The organism is Burkholderia sp. S171 (assembly GCF_009766085.1).
Lineage (GTDB): Bacteria > Pseudomonadota > Gammaproteobacteria > Burkholderiales > Burkholderiaceae > Caballeronia.
Window position 1 is genome coordinate 463,666 of the sequence record NZ_LMUF01000030.1, and the last position, 16,930, is coordinate 480,595.

At 62.2% G+C, this 16,930-nt stretch carries 10 protein-coding genes and 1 riboswitch; of the genes, 5 read left to right on the forward strand and 5 right to left on the reverse strand.

Annotated elements, in window-relative coordinates:
* Nucleotides 1-27: 27 nt before the first annotated feature.
* From recC to arfB, 4 genes are read left to right on the forward strand one after another with little or no spacing between them, the layout of a single operon-like run.
* Nucleotides 28-3,408: an exodeoxyribonuclease V subunit gamma gene (gene recC, locus GSQ93_RS15960; protein ID WP_158936617.1), complete on the forward strand. Its 3,381-nt coding sequence runs from the start codon at nt 28-30 to the stop codon at nt 3,406-3,408.
* Nucleotides 3,405-7,112: an exodeoxyribonuclease V subunit beta gene (gene recB / locus GSQ93_RS15965; protein WP_158936618.1), complete on the forward strand. Its 3,708-nt coding sequence runs from the start codon at nt 3,405-3,407 to the stop codon at nt 7,110-7,112. Before recC ends, recB begins: the two co-directional genes overlap by 4 nt.
* A complete protein-coding gene (locus GSQ93_RS15970; protein ID WP_158936619.1) occupies nt 7,109-9,148 on the forward strand; it encodes an AAA family ATPase in 2,040 nt (679 codons plus the stop codon). The genes recB and GSQ93_RS15970 overlap by 4 nt, the downstream gene beginning before the upstream one ends.
* A complete protein-coding gene (gene arfB / locus GSQ93_RS15975) occupies nt 9,145-9,558 on the forward strand; it encodes an alternative ribosome rescue aminoacyl-tRNA hydrolase ArfB (protein ID WP_254073890.1) in 414 nt (137 codons plus the stop codon). The genes GSQ93_RS15970 and arfB overlap by 4 nt, the downstream gene beginning before the upstream one ends.
* Nucleotides 9,559-9,630: 72 nt before the next feature.
* Here the strand turns inward: arfB and GSQ93_RS15980 are convergent, their stop codons facing one another.
* The 5 genes from GSQ93_RS15980 to thiC form a co-directional block, all read right to left on the reverse strand.
* Nucleotides 9,631-11,229: an L-lactate permease gene (locus GSQ93_RS15980; RefSeq protein ID WP_158936620.1), complete on the reverse strand. Its 1,599-nt coding sequence runs from the start codon at nt 11,227-11,229 to the stop codon at nt 9,631-9,633.
* 220 nt (nt 11,230-11,449) lie between these two features.
* Nucleotides 11,450-11,584 (reverse strand): hypothetical protein, encoded by a 135-nt coding sequence (locus tag GSQ93_RS38525; protein ID WP_301952063.1) that lies wholly within the window; start codon nt 11,582-11,584, stop codon nt 11,450-11,452.
* 252 nt (nt 11,585-11,836) lie between these two features.
* Entirely contained in the window at nt 11,837-12,274 is a 438-nt protein-coding gene (locus GSQ93_RS15985; RefSeq protein WP_158936621.1) for a hypothetical protein, read from the reverse strand.
* 242 nt (nt 12,275-12,516) lie between these two features.
* On the reverse strand, nt 12,517-12,729 hold the full coding sequence (locus GSQ93_RS15990; RefSeq protein ID WP_158936622.1) for a glycine zipper 2TM domain-containing protein: 213 nt from the start codon (nt 12,727-12,729) through the stop codon (nt 12,517-12,519).
* 311 nt (nt 12,730-13,040) lie between these two features.
* Complete coding sequence (gene thiC / locus GSQ93_RS15995; protein WP_158936623.1) at nt 13,041-14,972, reverse strand: phosphomethylpyrimidine synthase ThiC; 1,932 nt, start codon at nt 14,970-14,972, stop codon at nt 13,041-13,043.
* Between the two features lie 248 nt (nt 14,973-15,220).
* Nucleotides 15,221-15,349: riboswitch (TPP riboswitch) on the reverse strand.
* A gap of 375 nt (nt 15,350-15,724) precedes the next feature.
* Between thiC and GSQ93_RS16000 the strand changes: the two genes are divergently transcribed.
* Complete coding sequence (locus tag GSQ93_RS16000) at nt 15,725-16,852, forward strand: EamA family transporter (protein WP_158936624.1); 1,128 nt, start codon at nt 15,725-15,727, stop codon at nt 16,850-16,852.
* The last annotated feature ends 78 nt before the right edge of the window (nt 16,853-16,930 follow it).

A 16,930-nucleotide genomic window follows, 5' to 3' on the forward strand; every position in this document is an offset into this window, starting at 1 on the left:
GCCTTTCATGCCCAACTAGCAGGATCCATGCTCGAACTTTTCTATTCGAATCGCCATGAAACGCTGTCGCAGGCGCTGCTCGACGACGTCGCCGCGTTCGCGCTGAATGGCGGCGATCCATTCGCGAGCCAGACGATCATCGTGCCGAGCGCGGCAGTGCGCCGCCGGCTCGAACTGGACATGGCCGGACGCTTTGGCATTTGTGCAAACGTGGACCTGTGTTATCTCGCTCAGTGGTTGTGGGCCAGGATTGGGGACGTATTGCCCGTACCCGAGCATTCGCCGTTTGCACCCGACCGGCTGGTGTGGCGCTGTTTCCGATTGCTTGGTGCAATGACGGAGGCTGCGCCGGAAAGCTCGTCACGACTGCGCGCGTATCTCGATGCCGCCGACGACTCCATGCGCTATGAACTCGCGCGCCGTATCGCCACGGTGTTCGATCACTATCTGACGTATCGGCCGGAATGGCTGCTGCACTGGCAAGCTGGCGGGTCGATCCTGGCGTCGGCCGGCGGGGCAATCGACGCAAATGGGCCGCGCCTGCCGAACGCCACAGAAATCCAGCGCGAGGACGAACGCTGGCAGGCCTCGTTATGGCGTGCGCTGCTCGCCGACCTTGCACAGGACGCCGGCGCTCACGATCCCACGCCGCCGGCGTACCGGTTCCTGACCGAATCGCCGAAACTCGATCTCGACGCCGTGATGAAGGCCGAGTGGCCCGAGCGCGTGAGCGTGTTCGCGTTGCCGACCATGCCGCCGTTGCATATTGCGTTGCTGCGCGAGTTGTCGCGATGGATCGACGTGCGTATCTATGCCATCGACCCGTGCCGCGAGTTCTGGTTCGACATCGTGAGCGAGGCGCGGGTGGAACAGCTCGAGCTGGCGGGGAAGCTGGATTTCCAGGAAGTGGGCCATCCGCTGCTCGCCGAATGGGGCCGCCAGACGCAGGCGCAGTTGCACATGCTGCGCGAGTTGACGGAAAGCGCAGCGTCGCGGGAAGCCAGCCAGTTCGAGGAGAATTCCGCGCCCACATGGCTCGCTCGCGTGCAAAACGCGATCCTTAATTTGAACGAGGTTGAGGAGCCGGACCAAGCGCTAGAACCTGGTATCGAAATTCACGTGTGCCATAGCTTGTCGCGGCAGCTTGAAGTGTTGCACGACCGTTTGCTCGGCTGGTTCGACGAGATAGACGGGCTGCAGCCTTCCGACGTGCTCGTGGCGTTTCCGGATCTCGCGGCGGCGGGTCCGCTGATCGACGGCGTGTTCGGCACTGCGCCTGCTGGTGTGGCTGGTGAGCGCCGGCGGATTCCGTATCGAATTACGGGTCTGCCGCCTTCGCAGGCAAACCCGGTCGCGCGCGTGTTGCTCGACTGGCTGGCGTTGCCTGAACGTAGTGTCGGTGCGCCCGAGTTGATTGAATGGTTGCGGGTCGACGCGGTCGCGGCGCGTTATGGCATAGATGCCGTCGCTCTGGAAACGGCGCAGACGTGGCTTGCGGCGGCCGGTGCACGGCGCGGGCTCACGCCTTCTGCTACGACTGCTGCGGACGTGCCTGCAGCCCGTCACACCTTCTCCGATGCCCTCACACGGCTGTTCCTCGGCTACGCGTTGCCCGATGGCGGCGCGCCTGTCGACGAATGGCTGCCGGTTGGCGGCGCGCAAGGGTCGGATGCGGAATTGCTCGGCCGGCTGACGCGGTTTATCGACGATATTGACGCGTTCGGCGAACGTATAGCCACTGCGCGTACGCCGCAGGCCTGGACGCAATTGCTGCTCGACGCGCTCACGCAGTTCTTCGATGCCGGCCTGCCATTCGCGGACTCAATCGCCGACGTCCGGTCGACACTCGACGCACTGATGCTCTCAATGAGCGAAGGCGCTGTGGACACCGAAATTGCCGCCGACGTTCTGCGAACCGCGCTCACGGACGCACTCGACGACGCTGCGCGTGGCGGCGTCCCATGGGGCGGCGTAACGTTTTCGTCGCTGACGAGCTTGCGTGGGTTGCCGTATCGCGTGGTCTGCCTGCTCGGCATGGACGACGGCATGTTGCCGAGCCTCGCACGCGCCGACGAATTCGACCTGATGGCAAGTTTCGGCAAGCTCGGTGACCGGCAACGCCGTGACGACGAACGCAACCTGTTCCTCGACTTGCTGTTGTCGGCGCGGGACCGGTTGATGATCGCGTACACGGGACGCAGCATTCGGGACAACGCCGCGCTGCCGCCTGCCGCGCTGATCGACGAATTGCTCGACTATCTGGAGGAAACAGTGGCGGGCGAGGGTCCGTCTCCGAACGAGCTTGCGAGCGCGCGCCGCCGTTTCATGTTCGAGCATCCGTTGCAGCCGTTCGCGCCCGAGTACTTCAGCGCGCCGTTGTTCACCTACGAGCCGGAGCGCGCGGAACTGGCGCAGGCGCTTGCGCTCGGCAAGATCGAACCGTCAGCGAAGTTCTTTAGCGGACCGTTGCCGGCGGAAGAGGTAGAACCGGTTGCATTCGATGACTTCGAGCGTTTCTGGCGTCATCCGGCGCGCGCTATCTTGCGTGATCGGCTCGGCATTTCGCTGTTCGACGCCGAGACCGAACTCGGCGATACAGAACCGTTCGAGCTCGAATATCCCGGTCGTGCCGCGCTGGCTGATCGCGTGTTGCCGTCGCTGCTCGCACTTACCGGCGACACTGAAGCGCGCGGGCTCGATCGTGCGCGGCGGGTCGCGCGTGCGAGTCCCGAAATGCCGGGCGGCGCGACGGGCGGTGTGTGGCAATCGCGGGAAATCGGCGCGTTGCATTCGCTTGCCAATCGGGTGCGGGTCGCCACGGGAGAAGGCGCGGCGCGCCTGCCGTTCACGCTGGATATCAAGCCGCGTTGGCCGGATGCCGAGTTGTTCGGCCGCCACGACGCGACGTTGCAAGCGGACGCTTTGCAGCCGCTGCAGCTTCACGGCACCTTGAATTTGCTCACTGACGAAGGCCAGATCATTTACCGATACGACGTGCCGCGCGCTCGCGACTACCTCTCTGCATGGCTCGCCCATCTTGCCTACTGCGCCGCGTTGCCCAATGGCCCTCGACGCACGGTGTGGCACGGGCGCGGCGCGCAATCGAGCGGCTTTGAACTGACGCCCGTCGACGATCCGCACGCGCATCTGGCAACGCTCGCTGCGTTGTATCGCGCTGGGCAACGGTTGCCGCTGCGATTCTTTCCGAAAAGCGCGTGGACGTGGGTCAAGGAGAGCGAGTCCAAGGCGCAGCGCGTGTGGGTGTCCGACAGGACGCGCGGCGAGTCGGACGATCCCGCGTTGCGCATTGCGTTTCGCGGCGCTGAACTGAGACTCGATGAAACCTTCGCCACGTTGGCCAGAATCGTCTTCGAACCGCTGATCCAGCACATGCGGAGCGACGCATGACGCGTACCGAAACATCAACACTAACGGCCGACACGGCCGATGAACTCGACGTTTTCGAATGCTCACTCGATGGCGTGAACCAGATCGAAGCATCGGCGGGTACGGGGAAGACGTGGAACATCTGCGCGCTCTACGTTCGCCTTCTGCTCGAAAAGAAGCTTGCCGCCGACGCGATCCTCGTCGTCACCTTCACGAAAGCGGCGACCGCTGAACTGCATGAGCGCATCCGCTCGCGGCTTGTCCAGATCGCGCACGCGATGGAAACCGGCGACACCGCGGGCGACGCGTTCCTCGATCGCCTGTTCGAGACCACGCTTGAACGTGTCGAGCCGGATGAAGCGCTCAAGCGCATCAAGATCGCGCTGCATACCTTCGATCAGGCCGCCATCCACACGATCCACGCGTTCTGCCAGCGCGCGTTGCAAGAGGCGCCGTTCGCTGCAACCATGCCGTTCGCGTTCGAACTCGAAGCCGACGACAGCGCGTTGCGCTTCGAGATGGCAGCGGACTTCTGGCGTGAACGGGTCGAGCCGGCGGCGGCACGGGATTCATCGTTCGCCGCGTGGCTCGTGAGCAAGGGTGCAGGACCGGCATCGCTTGACGCACAGCTTTCGCGTCGGCTGAAAAAACCGCTTGCCACGTTGCGCTGGGGTGAGTCGGAGCTCACCTATCGCGAGGACGCGCAAGCGTTGTTCGATACGGCGTGCGCGGTGTGGCACGCCGAACGCGACACCATCGTGCAATTGCTGATCGACGCCGAAGCGAAGCTCAGCAAGACCACGCACAAACGCACGCTGATCGACGCGGCGATTGCCGCGTGGGCCGATTATTTCGCTGACAACGATTGTCACGCCGCACCGCCGAAAGAAGCGCTGAAGCTCACGGCGAGCGCGTTGAAGAAAGGCACGAAGGTGAAGAACGAGCCACCTTCGCATCCTTTCTTCGATCACGCCGAGACGCTTGCCGCCGCTGCTGCTGCCGCGGAAGCGGCGCAACGCGCGGCATGGCTTGGCATTGTGCGCGAGTGGCTCGACTACGCGCCGCTGGAACTGGCGGTGCGCAAGCGGACGAGGCGCGTGGTGTCGTTCGACGACCTGCTGTCCAACCTGTATCAGGCGCTCGAGGCCAATCCTTGGCTTGCCGCTGCGCTTCGGGCGCGTTATCCGGCTGCATTGATCGATGAGTTCCAGGACACGGACCCGCTGCAGTTTGCCATCTTCAACAGCATCTTCGCGCCGCAGGGGCCGTTGTTTCTGGTCGGCGATCCGAAGCAGGCGATCTACAGCTTTCGTGCTGCCGACCTGCATACGTATTTGACGGCGCGCAAGCAGGCGTCGGCGAGATATACGCTTGCGGTCAACCAGCGCTCGACTGAGCCGATCATCGATGCCTGCAACCGCATTTTCGGCGCGAACCCGGCGGCGTTTATCCTCGATGGATTGACGTACCAGCCGGTGCGCGCAGGCACGCGCGAGCGCGAGCCGTTCAACGACAACACAGCGTCGGCGGCGTATTCCGATACCGCTGATTTCTGCGTGTGGATGTTGCCGCAAGGCGATTCCGCGCTGTCGAAAACGAACGCCAATCGCCAGGCGGCGGAGGCCTGCGCGGCGGAGATCGTGCGGTTGTTGCGCGGCGCTCAAAATGGCGAGGTAACGATCGGCGACAAGCCCTTGTCACCCGGCCAGATTGCTGTGCTTGTGCAGACGCATCGGCAGGGAAGTCTCGTCAAGCGCGTGCTCGCAAGTTGGGGCGTGGGCAGCGTGGAATTGGCGCAAGCATCGGTATTCGGTACGTTCGATGCCGAGCAGATCGAGCGATTGCTGGCCGCCATCGATACCCCTGGCGACTTGCGCCGCTTGCGCGCGGCGCTCGCAACAGATTGGCTCGGGCTTGATGCCGCTGCGTTGTGGAACATGGAGCATAGTGAAGCCGTCGAAGGTCCCGCCGCGGCCGACGCCATGAGCTGGGTCGAACGTTTCTCGCGTTACCGGATGCTGTGGCACGAGCGCGGTTTTGCGGTGATGTGGCGCACGCTCGCCCGTGAATTGCTGGTGGCGCAGCGTCTGGTCGTGGGTCCGGACGGCGAGCGCCGCCTGACCAACGTCAATCATCTGGCCGAGTTGATCCAGGCGCGTGGCGCGGTTCAACCTGGCATTGCGCCCACGCTGCGCTGGCTAGCCGCGCAGCGCGCGGAACAGGGCGGTGGAGAAGATGCGCAGTTGCGGCTTGAGTCCGATCGCAATCTCGTGCAGATCGTCACGGTACATAAATCGAAGGGCCTGGAATACGCGGTCGTGTTCTGTCCGTTCCTGAACGATGGCGCGTTGCGCGATCCGCCGTCCACAGGACTGCCCGACGCCCGCGAGTATCACGACGACGGCGCGGCCATCTTGCATTACGGCTATACCGACGAGGAAGGTGAGCGTGCATCCGGACTCGCCACGCGCGAGCAGGCCGCCGAACGCGCGCGGCTCGTGTATGTGGCGCTTACGCGCGCGGTGTATCGGTGCTACTTGGTTGGAGGGGTGTATCTGATCGGCAAATCAGCGAAGGAATCGCGGCGCAGTGTGTTGAACTGGCTGGTCGCGGGCTCGGGTCGGGAGTTCTTCGACTGGCTCGCTGAGCCACCTGAAGAAGACGATGTAATCGGAAGCTGGCAAGCGCTTGCAACAGGCTCTATCTCCGTTGAACCCTTGCCCGTGATCGACGTGCGTGAACCGCTCATTGTTAGCCGAGACGAAGGTTTCACGCCGCAGCCCAGAACCAGTCGTCGCGTGTTGCGTGACAGTTGGCGGACCGCCAGTTTCAGTTCCATGATCGCGGCCGGCGCACGTGAGGAATCGAATCAGGCACAGCCCACCGACGAACGCCCTGACCACGATGGGCGTATCGACGCAATAGCAGCGCTTGCGTTGGTGACGCCAACTGAAACGCCGTTGCCTCCGATCCAACTCGATGCCGACGATATCCTCTTATTCCCGCGCGGCCCGTCGGCGGGAGAGTGCCTGCACCGCATGTACGAACTCGCTGATTTCACGGACTCCGTGAAATGGCCCGAAGCGATCGAGCGCGCATTACATGAACATCCTATTCCCGTTTTCGCGTCGGACGACCTGGCTGCCAACCTGCCCGCGATGATGGCGCGTCTGCTCGCCGATACAGTGGCAACCGAACTCGTACCCGGCATGCGCCTCGACACCATCGCGACGAAGCGGCGCATGAATGAACTCGAGTTCCTGTTCCCGGCGGAATCGCTGGATTTCACGGCCTTGCGACGCGTGCTCGTCGCGCATGGATTCTCCGACGTGGCACTGGAAGCGGGAACCTTGCGCGGCTTCGTCAAGGGGTTCATCGACTTGATCGTCGAGCATGAAGGGCGTTTCTGGATCGTCGACTGGAAGTCGAATCATCTTGGGCTGACACCCGCCGACTACGACGAAGAATCTCTCGACGCCGCTATGGCATCGCATGCCTATCACTTGCAGGCGCTCTTTTACACGGTCGCGCTGCATCGATATCTGCGTTTGCGGCTGCGTGACTACGCGTTTGAACGGCATATCGGTGGTTATTTGTATTTGTTTGTGCGCGGCGTACGAACCGATTGGCGCGATGGTGACAGGCCAGCGGGTGTGCATGTGGGCAAGCCATCGCTGGAACTGATCGAGGCAATCGATCGACTGATGCAAGGAGTTGCCGCATGAACGCGCCCGACCTGACTCTTGTATCCGACGACAGCATTGCGCTCGCTGACGGATTTGCGCGCCGGATAGGCGCGTTATCGAAGCGCCTTCAGGGAAACGCCGACAACGTCCGGTGGGCCCAGCGCGCGGCCTTCGCAGTGAGCCGCGCGACTACGCAAGGGCACGTATGTATTGCACTCGATGCCCTCGCGCAGCGGTATGGCGAAACTTCTGGCACGGTACACGCCGCGTTGCTGGCAAGCGGCGTGGTGTGTGACGGCCGGGAAGCTGCTGCGGACCTGCTGCCGCTTGTTATCGATGCCAGCCGGCGCATCTATCTCGCCCGGTATTTCGACTACGAGCGGCGGCTCGCGCGGGCGCTGGTCGACCGTGCCCAGGTCTCTGCTGATGCGCCTGATCCGGCTGAATTGAAAGCGCGCGTAGGGCGTTATTTCGCCGAGCCAAAGAACGACGACGACAACATCGACTGGCAACGCGTGGCCGCGCTCGTCGCGTTGTCGGGACGCCTCACTATCGTGAGTGGCGGTCCGGGAACGGGCAAGACAACAACAGTTGTCGGCGTGCTCGCGTGCCTGCTCGACGAAAACCCGGCGTTGCGCATCGCGCTCGCGGCGCCCACGGGCAAGGCGGCGCAGCGCATGCAGGAGGCGCTGGTCGAACGCGCCACTATGTTGCCGCCGGAGCTGGCCTCGCGTTTGCCGCGCACGTCGTTCACGCTTCAGCGTCTGCTCGGCACGCACGCGAACGGGCGCTTCCGGCATCATCGCGACAATCCGCTGCCGTTCGACGTGATCGTGATCGACGAGGCATCGATGATCGACGTCGCTCTGGCCGCGCATCTCCTCGAAGCGGTCGCGCCCGGTGCGCGACTCGTGATGCTTGGCGACAAGGATCAACTTGCCGCCGTGGAAGCAGGCGCCGTGTTTGCTGAACTGAGCGCGCGGCCGGTTTTCAGCGATTCAGGCGCGGCGCGGATTGCTGCAGCGTTGTCGATGCCGACGGAGCGGTTCATCGCCGCGTTGCCGAGCGAACGTGACGATGACGCGGGTGATCAGGCAGCCCTGCTTGCAACCGAACCCATGTGGATCGATGAACCGGGTTATCTGATCCCGGACGACGGCACCGATGCTTACGACGGGTTCGGCGGTTTGCCCGAATCCGAAGTCGACTGGCATCCGGTGGCGCCTGTTGCACTCGATCAAACCGCAGCGAGTCCGTTGACCGACTGCGTCGTGTGGTTGCAGCGTAATTATCGGTTCGGCCTGGATTCGGATATTGGCAGGTTGTCGGTCGCCATCCGTCGCGGTTCCGTTTCCGACGCGCTCGCCGCCTTGACGCTCAACAGCCAGGACAATCCGACGAAAGCGGCGCTGCTTATCGACGATGTGGGAATGCATCTCTCCGAGCGCACGCTAGCGCGCTTGAACGCCGGTTTCGAACCGTACGCGCGGGCGCTTGTCGAAACGCTCGACGCGGGAACCGGAGCAGCCCCGCTATTCGATGCGCTCAATCGCTTTCGCATCCTTGCCGCCACGCGTCATGGGCCGCGGGGTGTCGATGAAATCAACACGCGTGTATCAGCGTGGGTCCGGACGGCTGCATCGGTCACGCTGGGCGCGGGCGCTCAATGGTTCGCGGGACGGCCGGTGATTGTTACGCGCAACGACTACGCGTTGGGCGTGTTCAACGGCGATATCGGTATCGCGCTGCCGGCGGCGAACGGTGCCATGCAGGTCTGCTTCCGCTTGGCCGATGGCACGCTGCGGATGCTCTCGCCCGCTGCGTTGCCGCCCCATGACACGGCATTTGCGCTGACGGTTCACAAATCGCAGGGCTCGGAATTTGATCACGCCGCGCTGGTATTGCCGAGCGCGTTTGGCCGCATGTTGTCGCGGGAACTGGTTTATACGGCGATCACGCGGGCGCGCAGCCGCATAGACGTGATCGGCTCGACGGACGTCTTCGCGCAGGCCGTCCGTACACCTACGCGGCGTGACTCGGGTCTGGCCGCGCGGATTGCGGAGGCAGCATTGTGAATCATTCGATCGAGTATGTGATCCAGCCAAACGAGGTCGAGCTGAGCGCCGTGCGCGCACAGGGCGCGGGCGGGCAGAACGTCAACAAGGTGTCGAGCGCGATTCACCTGCGTTTCGACATCCAGGCGTCGTCGCTTCCGGAAACAATCAAGATGCGCTTGCTCGCATTACGCGACAGTCGCATCACGCGTGACGGGGTGATCATCATCAAGTCGCAGGAACACCGCACGCAGGACATGAATCGCGCGGCGGCGCTTGCGAGGCTCGACGAGATGATCCAGCGCGTCAGCGTGACACGCCGGACGCGCGTGGCGACGAAGCCCACTCGGGCGTCGCAGTTGCGAAGGGTGGATGGAAAAGTGCGGCGAGGTGCGGTAAAGGCCACACGGGGAAGGGTAGTGGGGGACTAAAGAACATTCAGCCCGTCTCGTACCGCGGCCCGGTTCGGGCCGCGGTCAACAATTTTCCCACCCGCTTTCCCGTCAATGCGGAATCATCCACGTCAGCACATTTTGCTGCAGCCAGACCAGCACGCCGAGCAGCACTGTCAGCAGGATCGAGTGCTTGAATGTTTTCGCGAAAACCACGCCTTCCTTGCCTTTCAGTTCGGTGGTGGCTACACCTGTCGAGATGTTTTGCGGCGAGATCATCTTCCCCATGACGCCGCCCGATGAATTCGTCGCGGCCATCAGGATCGGATTGAGATTGAGCTGCCGTGCCGCGACCACTTGCAGATTGCCGAACAGCGCATTGCCGGAGGTATCGCTGCCGGAGAGAAAGACGGCCACCCAGCCGAGGAACGCCGACACCAGCGGGAAGAACGCTCCCACCGAAGCCACGGCGAGGCCCAGCGTGTAGTTCATTCCCGAGTAGTTCATCAGGTACGCGAGTCCGACAATGGTCGCGACCGTCAGAATGGCGATGCGCGTCTGCACCCACGTATCCACGATCGCCCCGCCGAATTGGCTCGCCGGCAACCGCACGATCAGGGCGGTGATGATCGATGCCACCAGGATCGCAGTGCCGGTCGCGAGCGGCTGAAAGTCCCAGATCGCGCCGTACGGCTGGTTATAGAGCGTGATGAAAACGGCTTTGTCCAGACCTGGCCACGGCACCTTGACATCGCCGATCAGGAAGATCTTGGCCACCGTCCACACGATCACCACCACCGATACCACGATCCATGGCACCCAGCCGTGTCCGCCGGAAAGCTTGCTGCGGACTTGCGCGGCCCGATCCACGTTGACGGCGAAACGTGGGTCCGGGGCAGGTTTCCACACCCGCAGGAACGCAATCGTGAGGATCAGGGAAACCATCGACGCGAGCACGTCGGTGAGCGAGTAATTGATGTAGTTCGCCGTGACGAATTGCGTGAGCGAAAACGTCCCGCCAGCCACGAGCAGCACCGGCCAGATCTTGAGCATGTTGCGAAAGCCCGCGTACACGCCGATCACGTAGAACGGCAGCAGCAGCGCGAAGAATGGCAACTGGCGGCCGACCATCTTGGCGAGCAGGTCAGGGGAGAGGTGAGTCACGGCGCCGAGCACGGTGATCGGCACGCCGAGCGCGCCGAACGCGACCGGTGCCGTGTTGAAGATCAGCGTGAAGGTGAGCGCTTCGAGCGTCGGAAAGCCGAGCAGGATCAGCAGCGAACTCGTAATGGCGATCGGCGTGCCGAACCCGGAGATGCCTTCCAGCAGCGCGCCAAAGGAGAAGCCGATCACTACCAGCACGATGCGCCGATCGTTCGGGAGGTTGTCGATCATCCATATCCGGAACGCTTCGAAGCGGCCCGAACGCTGCGCGATGTTATAGAGCAGGATCGCGGTGAAGACGATCCACATGACGGGCCAGACGGCGAATACGGCGCCTGCCGCGACCGAATCAATCGCCAGGCCCACAGGGAAGTGCCACACGGCGATGGCCACCACTATGCCGACGATCAACCCGGCGAGCGACGCTTGCCAAGCAGGCCGGCGCGCCCAACCGAGTAAAACCAGCACGACTGCGATAGGTAGCACGGCGACGAGAAAGGACAGGCCGAGTGAGCCGCCGACAGGCGTCAGAATCTGATGAAACATATCGTCTCCTGGTTTTTATTTTGCTGAACGCATGGCGTTCTTCGGTCATGGCGACCGTACTGACAGAGCCCCGTGAGCTTCGTTCGCCTTGCAATAAGCGCGCCGCCGCTCGACGCATCGTTGCAACTAAGCGTTTGCCTAATGCGTCTGGACTAAGGATAGAGCGAGGATGGCGCGCGTCAAGGAAGGATTAACCATACCCTTGGGTTATATCGATGCTTTAACGCGTGATGGGTTCATGCGTTTCTGACGTGTCGGTCTCTGGCGAGCCGTGCGAAACCCAGCCCAATACCCAGACGGAGATCACGCCGAGACAGGCGGCAAGCCAGAGCAGGACCAGCGCAAAGACCAGCATGATGAGGATTCCTGTAGCGGCAGCGCCCGGAGCGGCGCAGCGTTCAAGAATCTCAGCGAAAATCGTGCCATATCATGCGGGTTGAAGGTAAGCCGCCCGTGATGCGCTGCTGGCTTTATCGGACACGGTAAATAACCAGCCCGGGCAAATGCAAACCGCGCTATTGCAGCGCGGTTTGTGTGAAAGCGTTACATCGAACGGGTAAGGCTCGCCCGTGCATCTCGCGGAGCGCGAACCGCTCAACGAACACGTTCAGTGCCGATAATAATGTCCGCGCCCACCACCCTCATACCAGCCGAAGCCGACCGACAGCGAAGGGCCGTAGCCGTAAGCCGGGTAACCGTAGCCGCCGTAATAGGCCGGGTAGGGCGCGTAGACCGGATAGCTCGGGTAATAAGCGGGATAGGGTGCATAAACGACAGGCGGCGCAGCAACATACTGCGCTGTCGTTGACGCATACGCGGAGGGTGGAGTGTTGCCGGCGCCTTGATAGCTCTGCGCATAGCCATTACCGGACGCCCCCGCCGGAGCGACAGAAACCTCTTGCTGCGTTTGTGCTGTGCTGACTACCGGCGTGCCCGGATAGGGTGGATACGCCGGGTAATATCCGTACGAACCGTATGGCACGTAGTAACAAGCGCTCAAGCTCAAAGCGCCCAGGAGGGCGGATAGTGCGAGCTTCGGGCTCATGGTGCAACTCCTCATTGCGTCGGAACGCGACCGTTCGAATGAACGGGATGTCAGGAGCCTAGCGCATCGCTGAAACGCGGGAAACCACGGGGGCATTCCCTCATGTTTCGATCTGTTTCACTGGAGGGAATTGCGGGCGCACCCAAGCACTTAAAAAGTTCGGCTGCGCCCGATCGCCGTGTTATTGAAGTGAGCGGTCAGCGTATCGGAAGAAGAATCATCCGATACGCTGACCTATCAACCTACTTGCCGACCTGATTACCGATCAGGCCACCCGCGGCCGCGCCGCCCACCGTGGACAACGCGCTCCCGCCAAGCGCTGCACCCGCCACGCCGCCAACTCCCGCGCCGACGGCTGTATCGCGTTGACGGGTTGTCATTTGATCGCATGCAGACAGGCCGCCGAGAAGCGCGGCGATGAGAGCAACAGCGCCAATCTGTTTGATCTTGTCCATTTCAAGTCTCCAAAAACGATGAATCACGAAGGTGTAACGGGTTGCTGTCGAACCGGAAAGGGCGCGCACAGTTGACGCTGATCGGATGAGCCCGACTGTCCGCGTCCAACCCGGCGGCGAAAAGACATTCTGCCGATTCTTACAATGTAGAAGCAGAAACAGTGCCCGACCATCGTATTCAACAGACAATTGCGCAATGGCACGCATCTCAACGCAAAGCGGCCTGTCGCACATGACATGCGACAGGCCGCTTCTATTTGTCACCGGGTCGGCGCGCCTTTGCGGACGCCCGGCGTGGTCGTTGCTCGTTCTTACGTGCGCTGGTAGATCTCCGAGCCCTTTTTCACGAATTCGATCGCCTTCGTTTCCATGCCTTGCTTCAGCGCCTCGATATCCGATACCCCTTGCTTCGCCGCATATTCACGGACGTCCTGGGTGATCTTCATCGAACAGAAGTGCGGGCCGCACATCGAGCAGAAATGCGCGACTTTGGCTGAATCCTTTGGCAGGGTTTCATCGTGGAATTCGCGCGCCTTGTCCGGGTCCAGTCCGAGATTGAACTGATCGTCCCAGCGGAATTCGAAGCGCGCTTTCGACAACGCATTGTCCCGTACCTGAGCACCCGGATGCCCCTTCGCCAGATCGGCCGCGTGCGCCGCGAGCTTGTACGTGATGATGCCGGTCTTCACGTCGTCCTTGTTCGGCAGCCCCAAGTGTTCCTTCGGCGTGACGTAGCAGAGCATGGCCGTGCCGAACCAGCCGATCATCGCGGCGCCAATGCCCGACGTGATGTGGTCGTATCCCGGCGCAATGTCGGTCGTGAGCGGTCCGAGCGTGTAGAACGGCGCTTCATCGCACCAGTCCAGTTGCAGGTCCATGTTCTCTTTGATGAGCTGCATGGGCACATGGCCCGGACCTTCGATCATCACCTGCACATCATGCTTCCACGCGATCTGCGTCAACTCGCCGAGCGTCTTCAGTTCGCCGAGCTGGGCTTCATCGTTGGCGTCGTAGATAGAACCGGGACGCAGGCCGTCGCCCAGCGAGAAGCTCACGTCGTAGGCCTTCATGATTTCGCAGATGTCTTCGAAGTGCTCATACAAGAAGCTTTCCTTGTGATGAGCCAGACACCATTTCGCCATGATTGAACCGCCGCGCGAGACGATGCCCGTCATGCGGTTCGCGGTCATCGGCACGTAGCGCAGCAGCACGCCGGCGTGGATGGTGAAGTAATCGACGCCCTGTTCAGCCTGTTCGATCAGCGTGTCGCGGAAAATTTCCCAGGTCAGGTCTTCAGCCTTGCCGTTGACCTTTTCGAGCGCCTGATAAATCGGCACCGTGCCGATCGGCACCGGGCTATTGCGGATGATCCACTCGCGCGTTTCGTGAATATGCTTGCCGGTCGACAGATCCATGACCGTGTCGCCGCCCCAGCGGATGGCCCAGGTCATCTTGTCGACTTCTTCGCCGATCGACGATGTCACCGCCGAATTGCCGATGTTCGCGTTGATCTTCACCAGAAAATTGCGGCCGATGATCATCGGCTCGCTTTCCGGGTGGTTGATGTTCGCCGGGATGATCGCGCGGCCGCGGGCAACTTCCTCGCGCACGAACTCGGCCGTGATTTCCTTGGGGGCGTCTGCACCGAAAGCCTGGGCGCCGAACGCCTGGCCGGGATGCTGGCGGCCCATCATCGTGGCGAGCTTTTCGCCGTTCGGGCCGCTCGTGCGCAGCGATTCCAGATATTCAGCACGGCGCTGGTTCTCGCGGATCGCGATGTATTCCATTTCCGGCGTGATGATGCCTTGGCGCGCGTAGTGCATCTGCGAGACGTTCTTGCCCGGCACAGCGCGGCGCGGCGTGCGATGCAAGCCTTTGAAACGCAGGTCGGCGGTCGCCGTATCGGCGGCGCGCTCACGGCCGAAGTTGCTTGAGAGACCACCGAGCGATTCCGTATCGCCGCGTTCTTCGATCCAGCCCTGACGAACGGCCGGCAGACCCGAGCGAATATCGATCTTGGCTTCCGGGTCCGAATACGGGCCGGAGCAATCGTAGACATAGACGGGCGGATTTTTTTCGCTGCCGAAACTTTCGTTGGTGTCGGATTGCGTGATTTCCCGCATCGGCACGCGGATGTCGGGGCGTGAGCCCGTCACGTAGATCTTGCGTGAATTGGGCAGCGGCGCGATGGCGGCAGCGTCGACGACGGCGTCGTCGGACAGGAATTTCGGGTTGGCGTTCATGCGGCTCTCCTGTGTCGACCGGTGTTAGCTTTTGCGCTTACTCCGGTCCCATGCAGATGGTTGCTGTGGGGACGGATATTTCCCAGCCGGCCGGCGAAAAACGCCAGGCGCACGAAATTGCACCAAATGGCACAAGAGCGCACGAGAAACGGCTGAGTCAAACGCTAGCTACGGGAGACCGAAGAAAAGCAGAGAAGGAGGCGGGCGGATTTGGCGGCGATGCGCGAGAACGAAAGCAGACCCCAGCGCGGCAAAATCCGAACGCTTCCCTGCGCTGGCATTATCCAGATCAGGTTCAAAGGGTATTTCTCACCCGCGACACACGGACAATCCGATTACAGATTGCGATGTGCAGCGCAGGACCCCCGCGTTAGCAGCCGCAACAATACACCTCGCCGTAGCGTGTTGGCAACCATCTGTAACACTCACGCGTGCGCGTGCGTCGCTTCCTGCATAATGGCGACCACCGTGTTTTCCCGGATACCGCCGACATTTTTTACCCGAGTCGGTCCGGCAAACTCGCGGCGGCTCGTGCCGGCTTTCCAAGCCGTTATCGAGCTTCGGCACCTTGTTGCCCGACCCCTTTTTCTGCTTCCGACATGTTGTCCTGCCTTGCCCGTTTTGCCGCGACGCTCAAGCGGCATGCGCGCCGTTCTTCGCTTCCCCTGGTTTTGGGTGAAACGAAACCGGCGGTTTTAAGCTTGCCCGTTTGGCCGGCTGCCGTTGCAATCATCTTCATCGCGGAGTAACGGATGTCTACACCGTTGCCGCCCTCGCGATCATCTGCTTCCGATTCTTCAGCGTTGCCGTTTGTGCCCCCGGCACACCCTCCGCAGTCGCAGCCCTCAGCCGATGTGCTGCCGTTCCCGCACGCAGGAGCCGACGCGCCAACGTCATCGTCATCGGCGGACGTTTTGCCCGGTGTGACGAGCGCGCCACCCTTGGCCGATACCCCCGTGCGTCGTCCGTTCAATCTTCCCGGCCATTTCCCGTTCCGGCTCCCCGCGACGCGTAGCGGCCGAGTAGCGCTCGCCCTTTGCGTGGTGTACCTCGTATGGGGCTCGACCTACATGGCGGTGCATTTATCGCTGGAATCGTTCCCGCCGTTGATGCTGTCCGGGTTGCGCAACCTGTTCGCGGGCATCGGTTTGTTCATCTTTGCTGCGCGCCGCGATCCGGTCTGGCCGACTTTCGCCGAAGTGCGAAACGCCGCGGCGGTCGGGACGTTGCTGGTGGGTTTGTCGAGTGGGATGCTCGCGTTCGGCATGCGCACGGTCGAGACGGGCACGGCTGCCGTCATGGTGGCGACCGTGCCGTTGTTCGCGACGGTCATCGCCGCCATTGCCGGCCGCAAGGTGGCGAAGGGCGAGTGGATTGCGGTCGGGCTTGGGCTGGTTGGGATCGCGCTGCTGAATCACGGTGATCCGTCGTCGGGTTCAACCGCCGGCAGTCTCGCGATCTTATGCGGCGCGATTTTCTGGGCAGGCGGCTCGTTTCTGGCGGGGCGTCTGAAGCTGCCGTCCGACCTGCTGGTATCGACTGCTCTGCAGATCAGCCTTGGCGGCGCGATGGCGACGATCGTTGCGTGGGTGTCGGGCGAACGCATCGTGAGCATGGGGTTCACGCCGTTCGTGGCTTACCTCTACCTGATGCTCGTCGGTTCGATGGCCGCGTATGTCGCGTATGCGTACCTGATTCGCCACACGAGTCCGATCATCGCGAGCAGCTGCATGTACGTGAATCCCGTGGTGGCGGTGGTGATAGGCGCGGTGTTTCTCGGCGAAGTGATCACGAAGTGGACCGTGATGGCGACCCTCATCATCCTGGCAAGCGTGGGTTTATCGTTCTGGTTCGATTACAAGAGGCGCGGGCTGGTTTGAGGGTGGGTTGACGATCAGGCAGTGCGAAAACGACGGACCGTTTTGGAGAATTCCAAAAACGGTCCGCCGTTTTTTACT

What these genes read in the sequence shown, in the direction of transcription:
- GSQ93_RS16000 (WP_158936624.1), top strand. Translation starts at nt 15,725, where the DNA reads ATGTCTACACCGTTGCCGCCCTCGCGATCATCTGCTTCCGATTCTTCA.
- GSQ93_RS38525 (WP_301952063.1), bottom strand. Translation starts at nt 11,584, where the DNA reads ATGCTGGTCTTTGCGCTGGTCCTGCTCTGGCTTGCCGCCTGTCTCGGC.
- GSQ93_RS15990 (WP_158936622.1), bottom strand. Translation starts at nt 12,729, where the DNA reads ATGGACAAGATCAAACAGATTGGCGCTGTTGCTCTCATCGCCGCGCTT.
- GSQ93_RS15985 (WP_158936621.1), bottom strand. Translation starts at nt 12,274, where the DNA reads ATGAGCCCGAAGCTCGCACTATCCGCCCTCCTGGGCGCTTTGAGCTTG.
- GSQ93_RS15980 (WP_158936620.1), bottom strand. Translation starts at nt 11,229, where the DNA reads ATGTTTCATCAGATTCTGACGCCTGTCGGCGGCTCACTCGGCCTGTCC.
- recC (WP_158936617.1), top strand. Translation starts at nt 28, where the DNA reads ATGCTCGAACTTTTCTATTCGAATCGCCATGAAACGCTGTCGCAGGCG.
- thiC (WP_158936623.1), bottom strand. Translation starts at nt 14,972, where the DNA reads ATGAACGCCAACCCGAAATTCCTGTCCGACGACGCCGTCGTCGACGCT.
- recB (WP_158936618.1), top strand. Translation starts at nt 3,405, where the DNA reads ATGACGCGTACCGAAACATCAACACTAACGGCCGACACGGCCGATGAA.
- GSQ93_RS15970 (WP_158936619.1), top strand. Translation starts at nt 7,109, where the DNA reads ATGAACGCGCCCGACCTGACTCTTGTATCCGACGACAGCATTGCGCTC.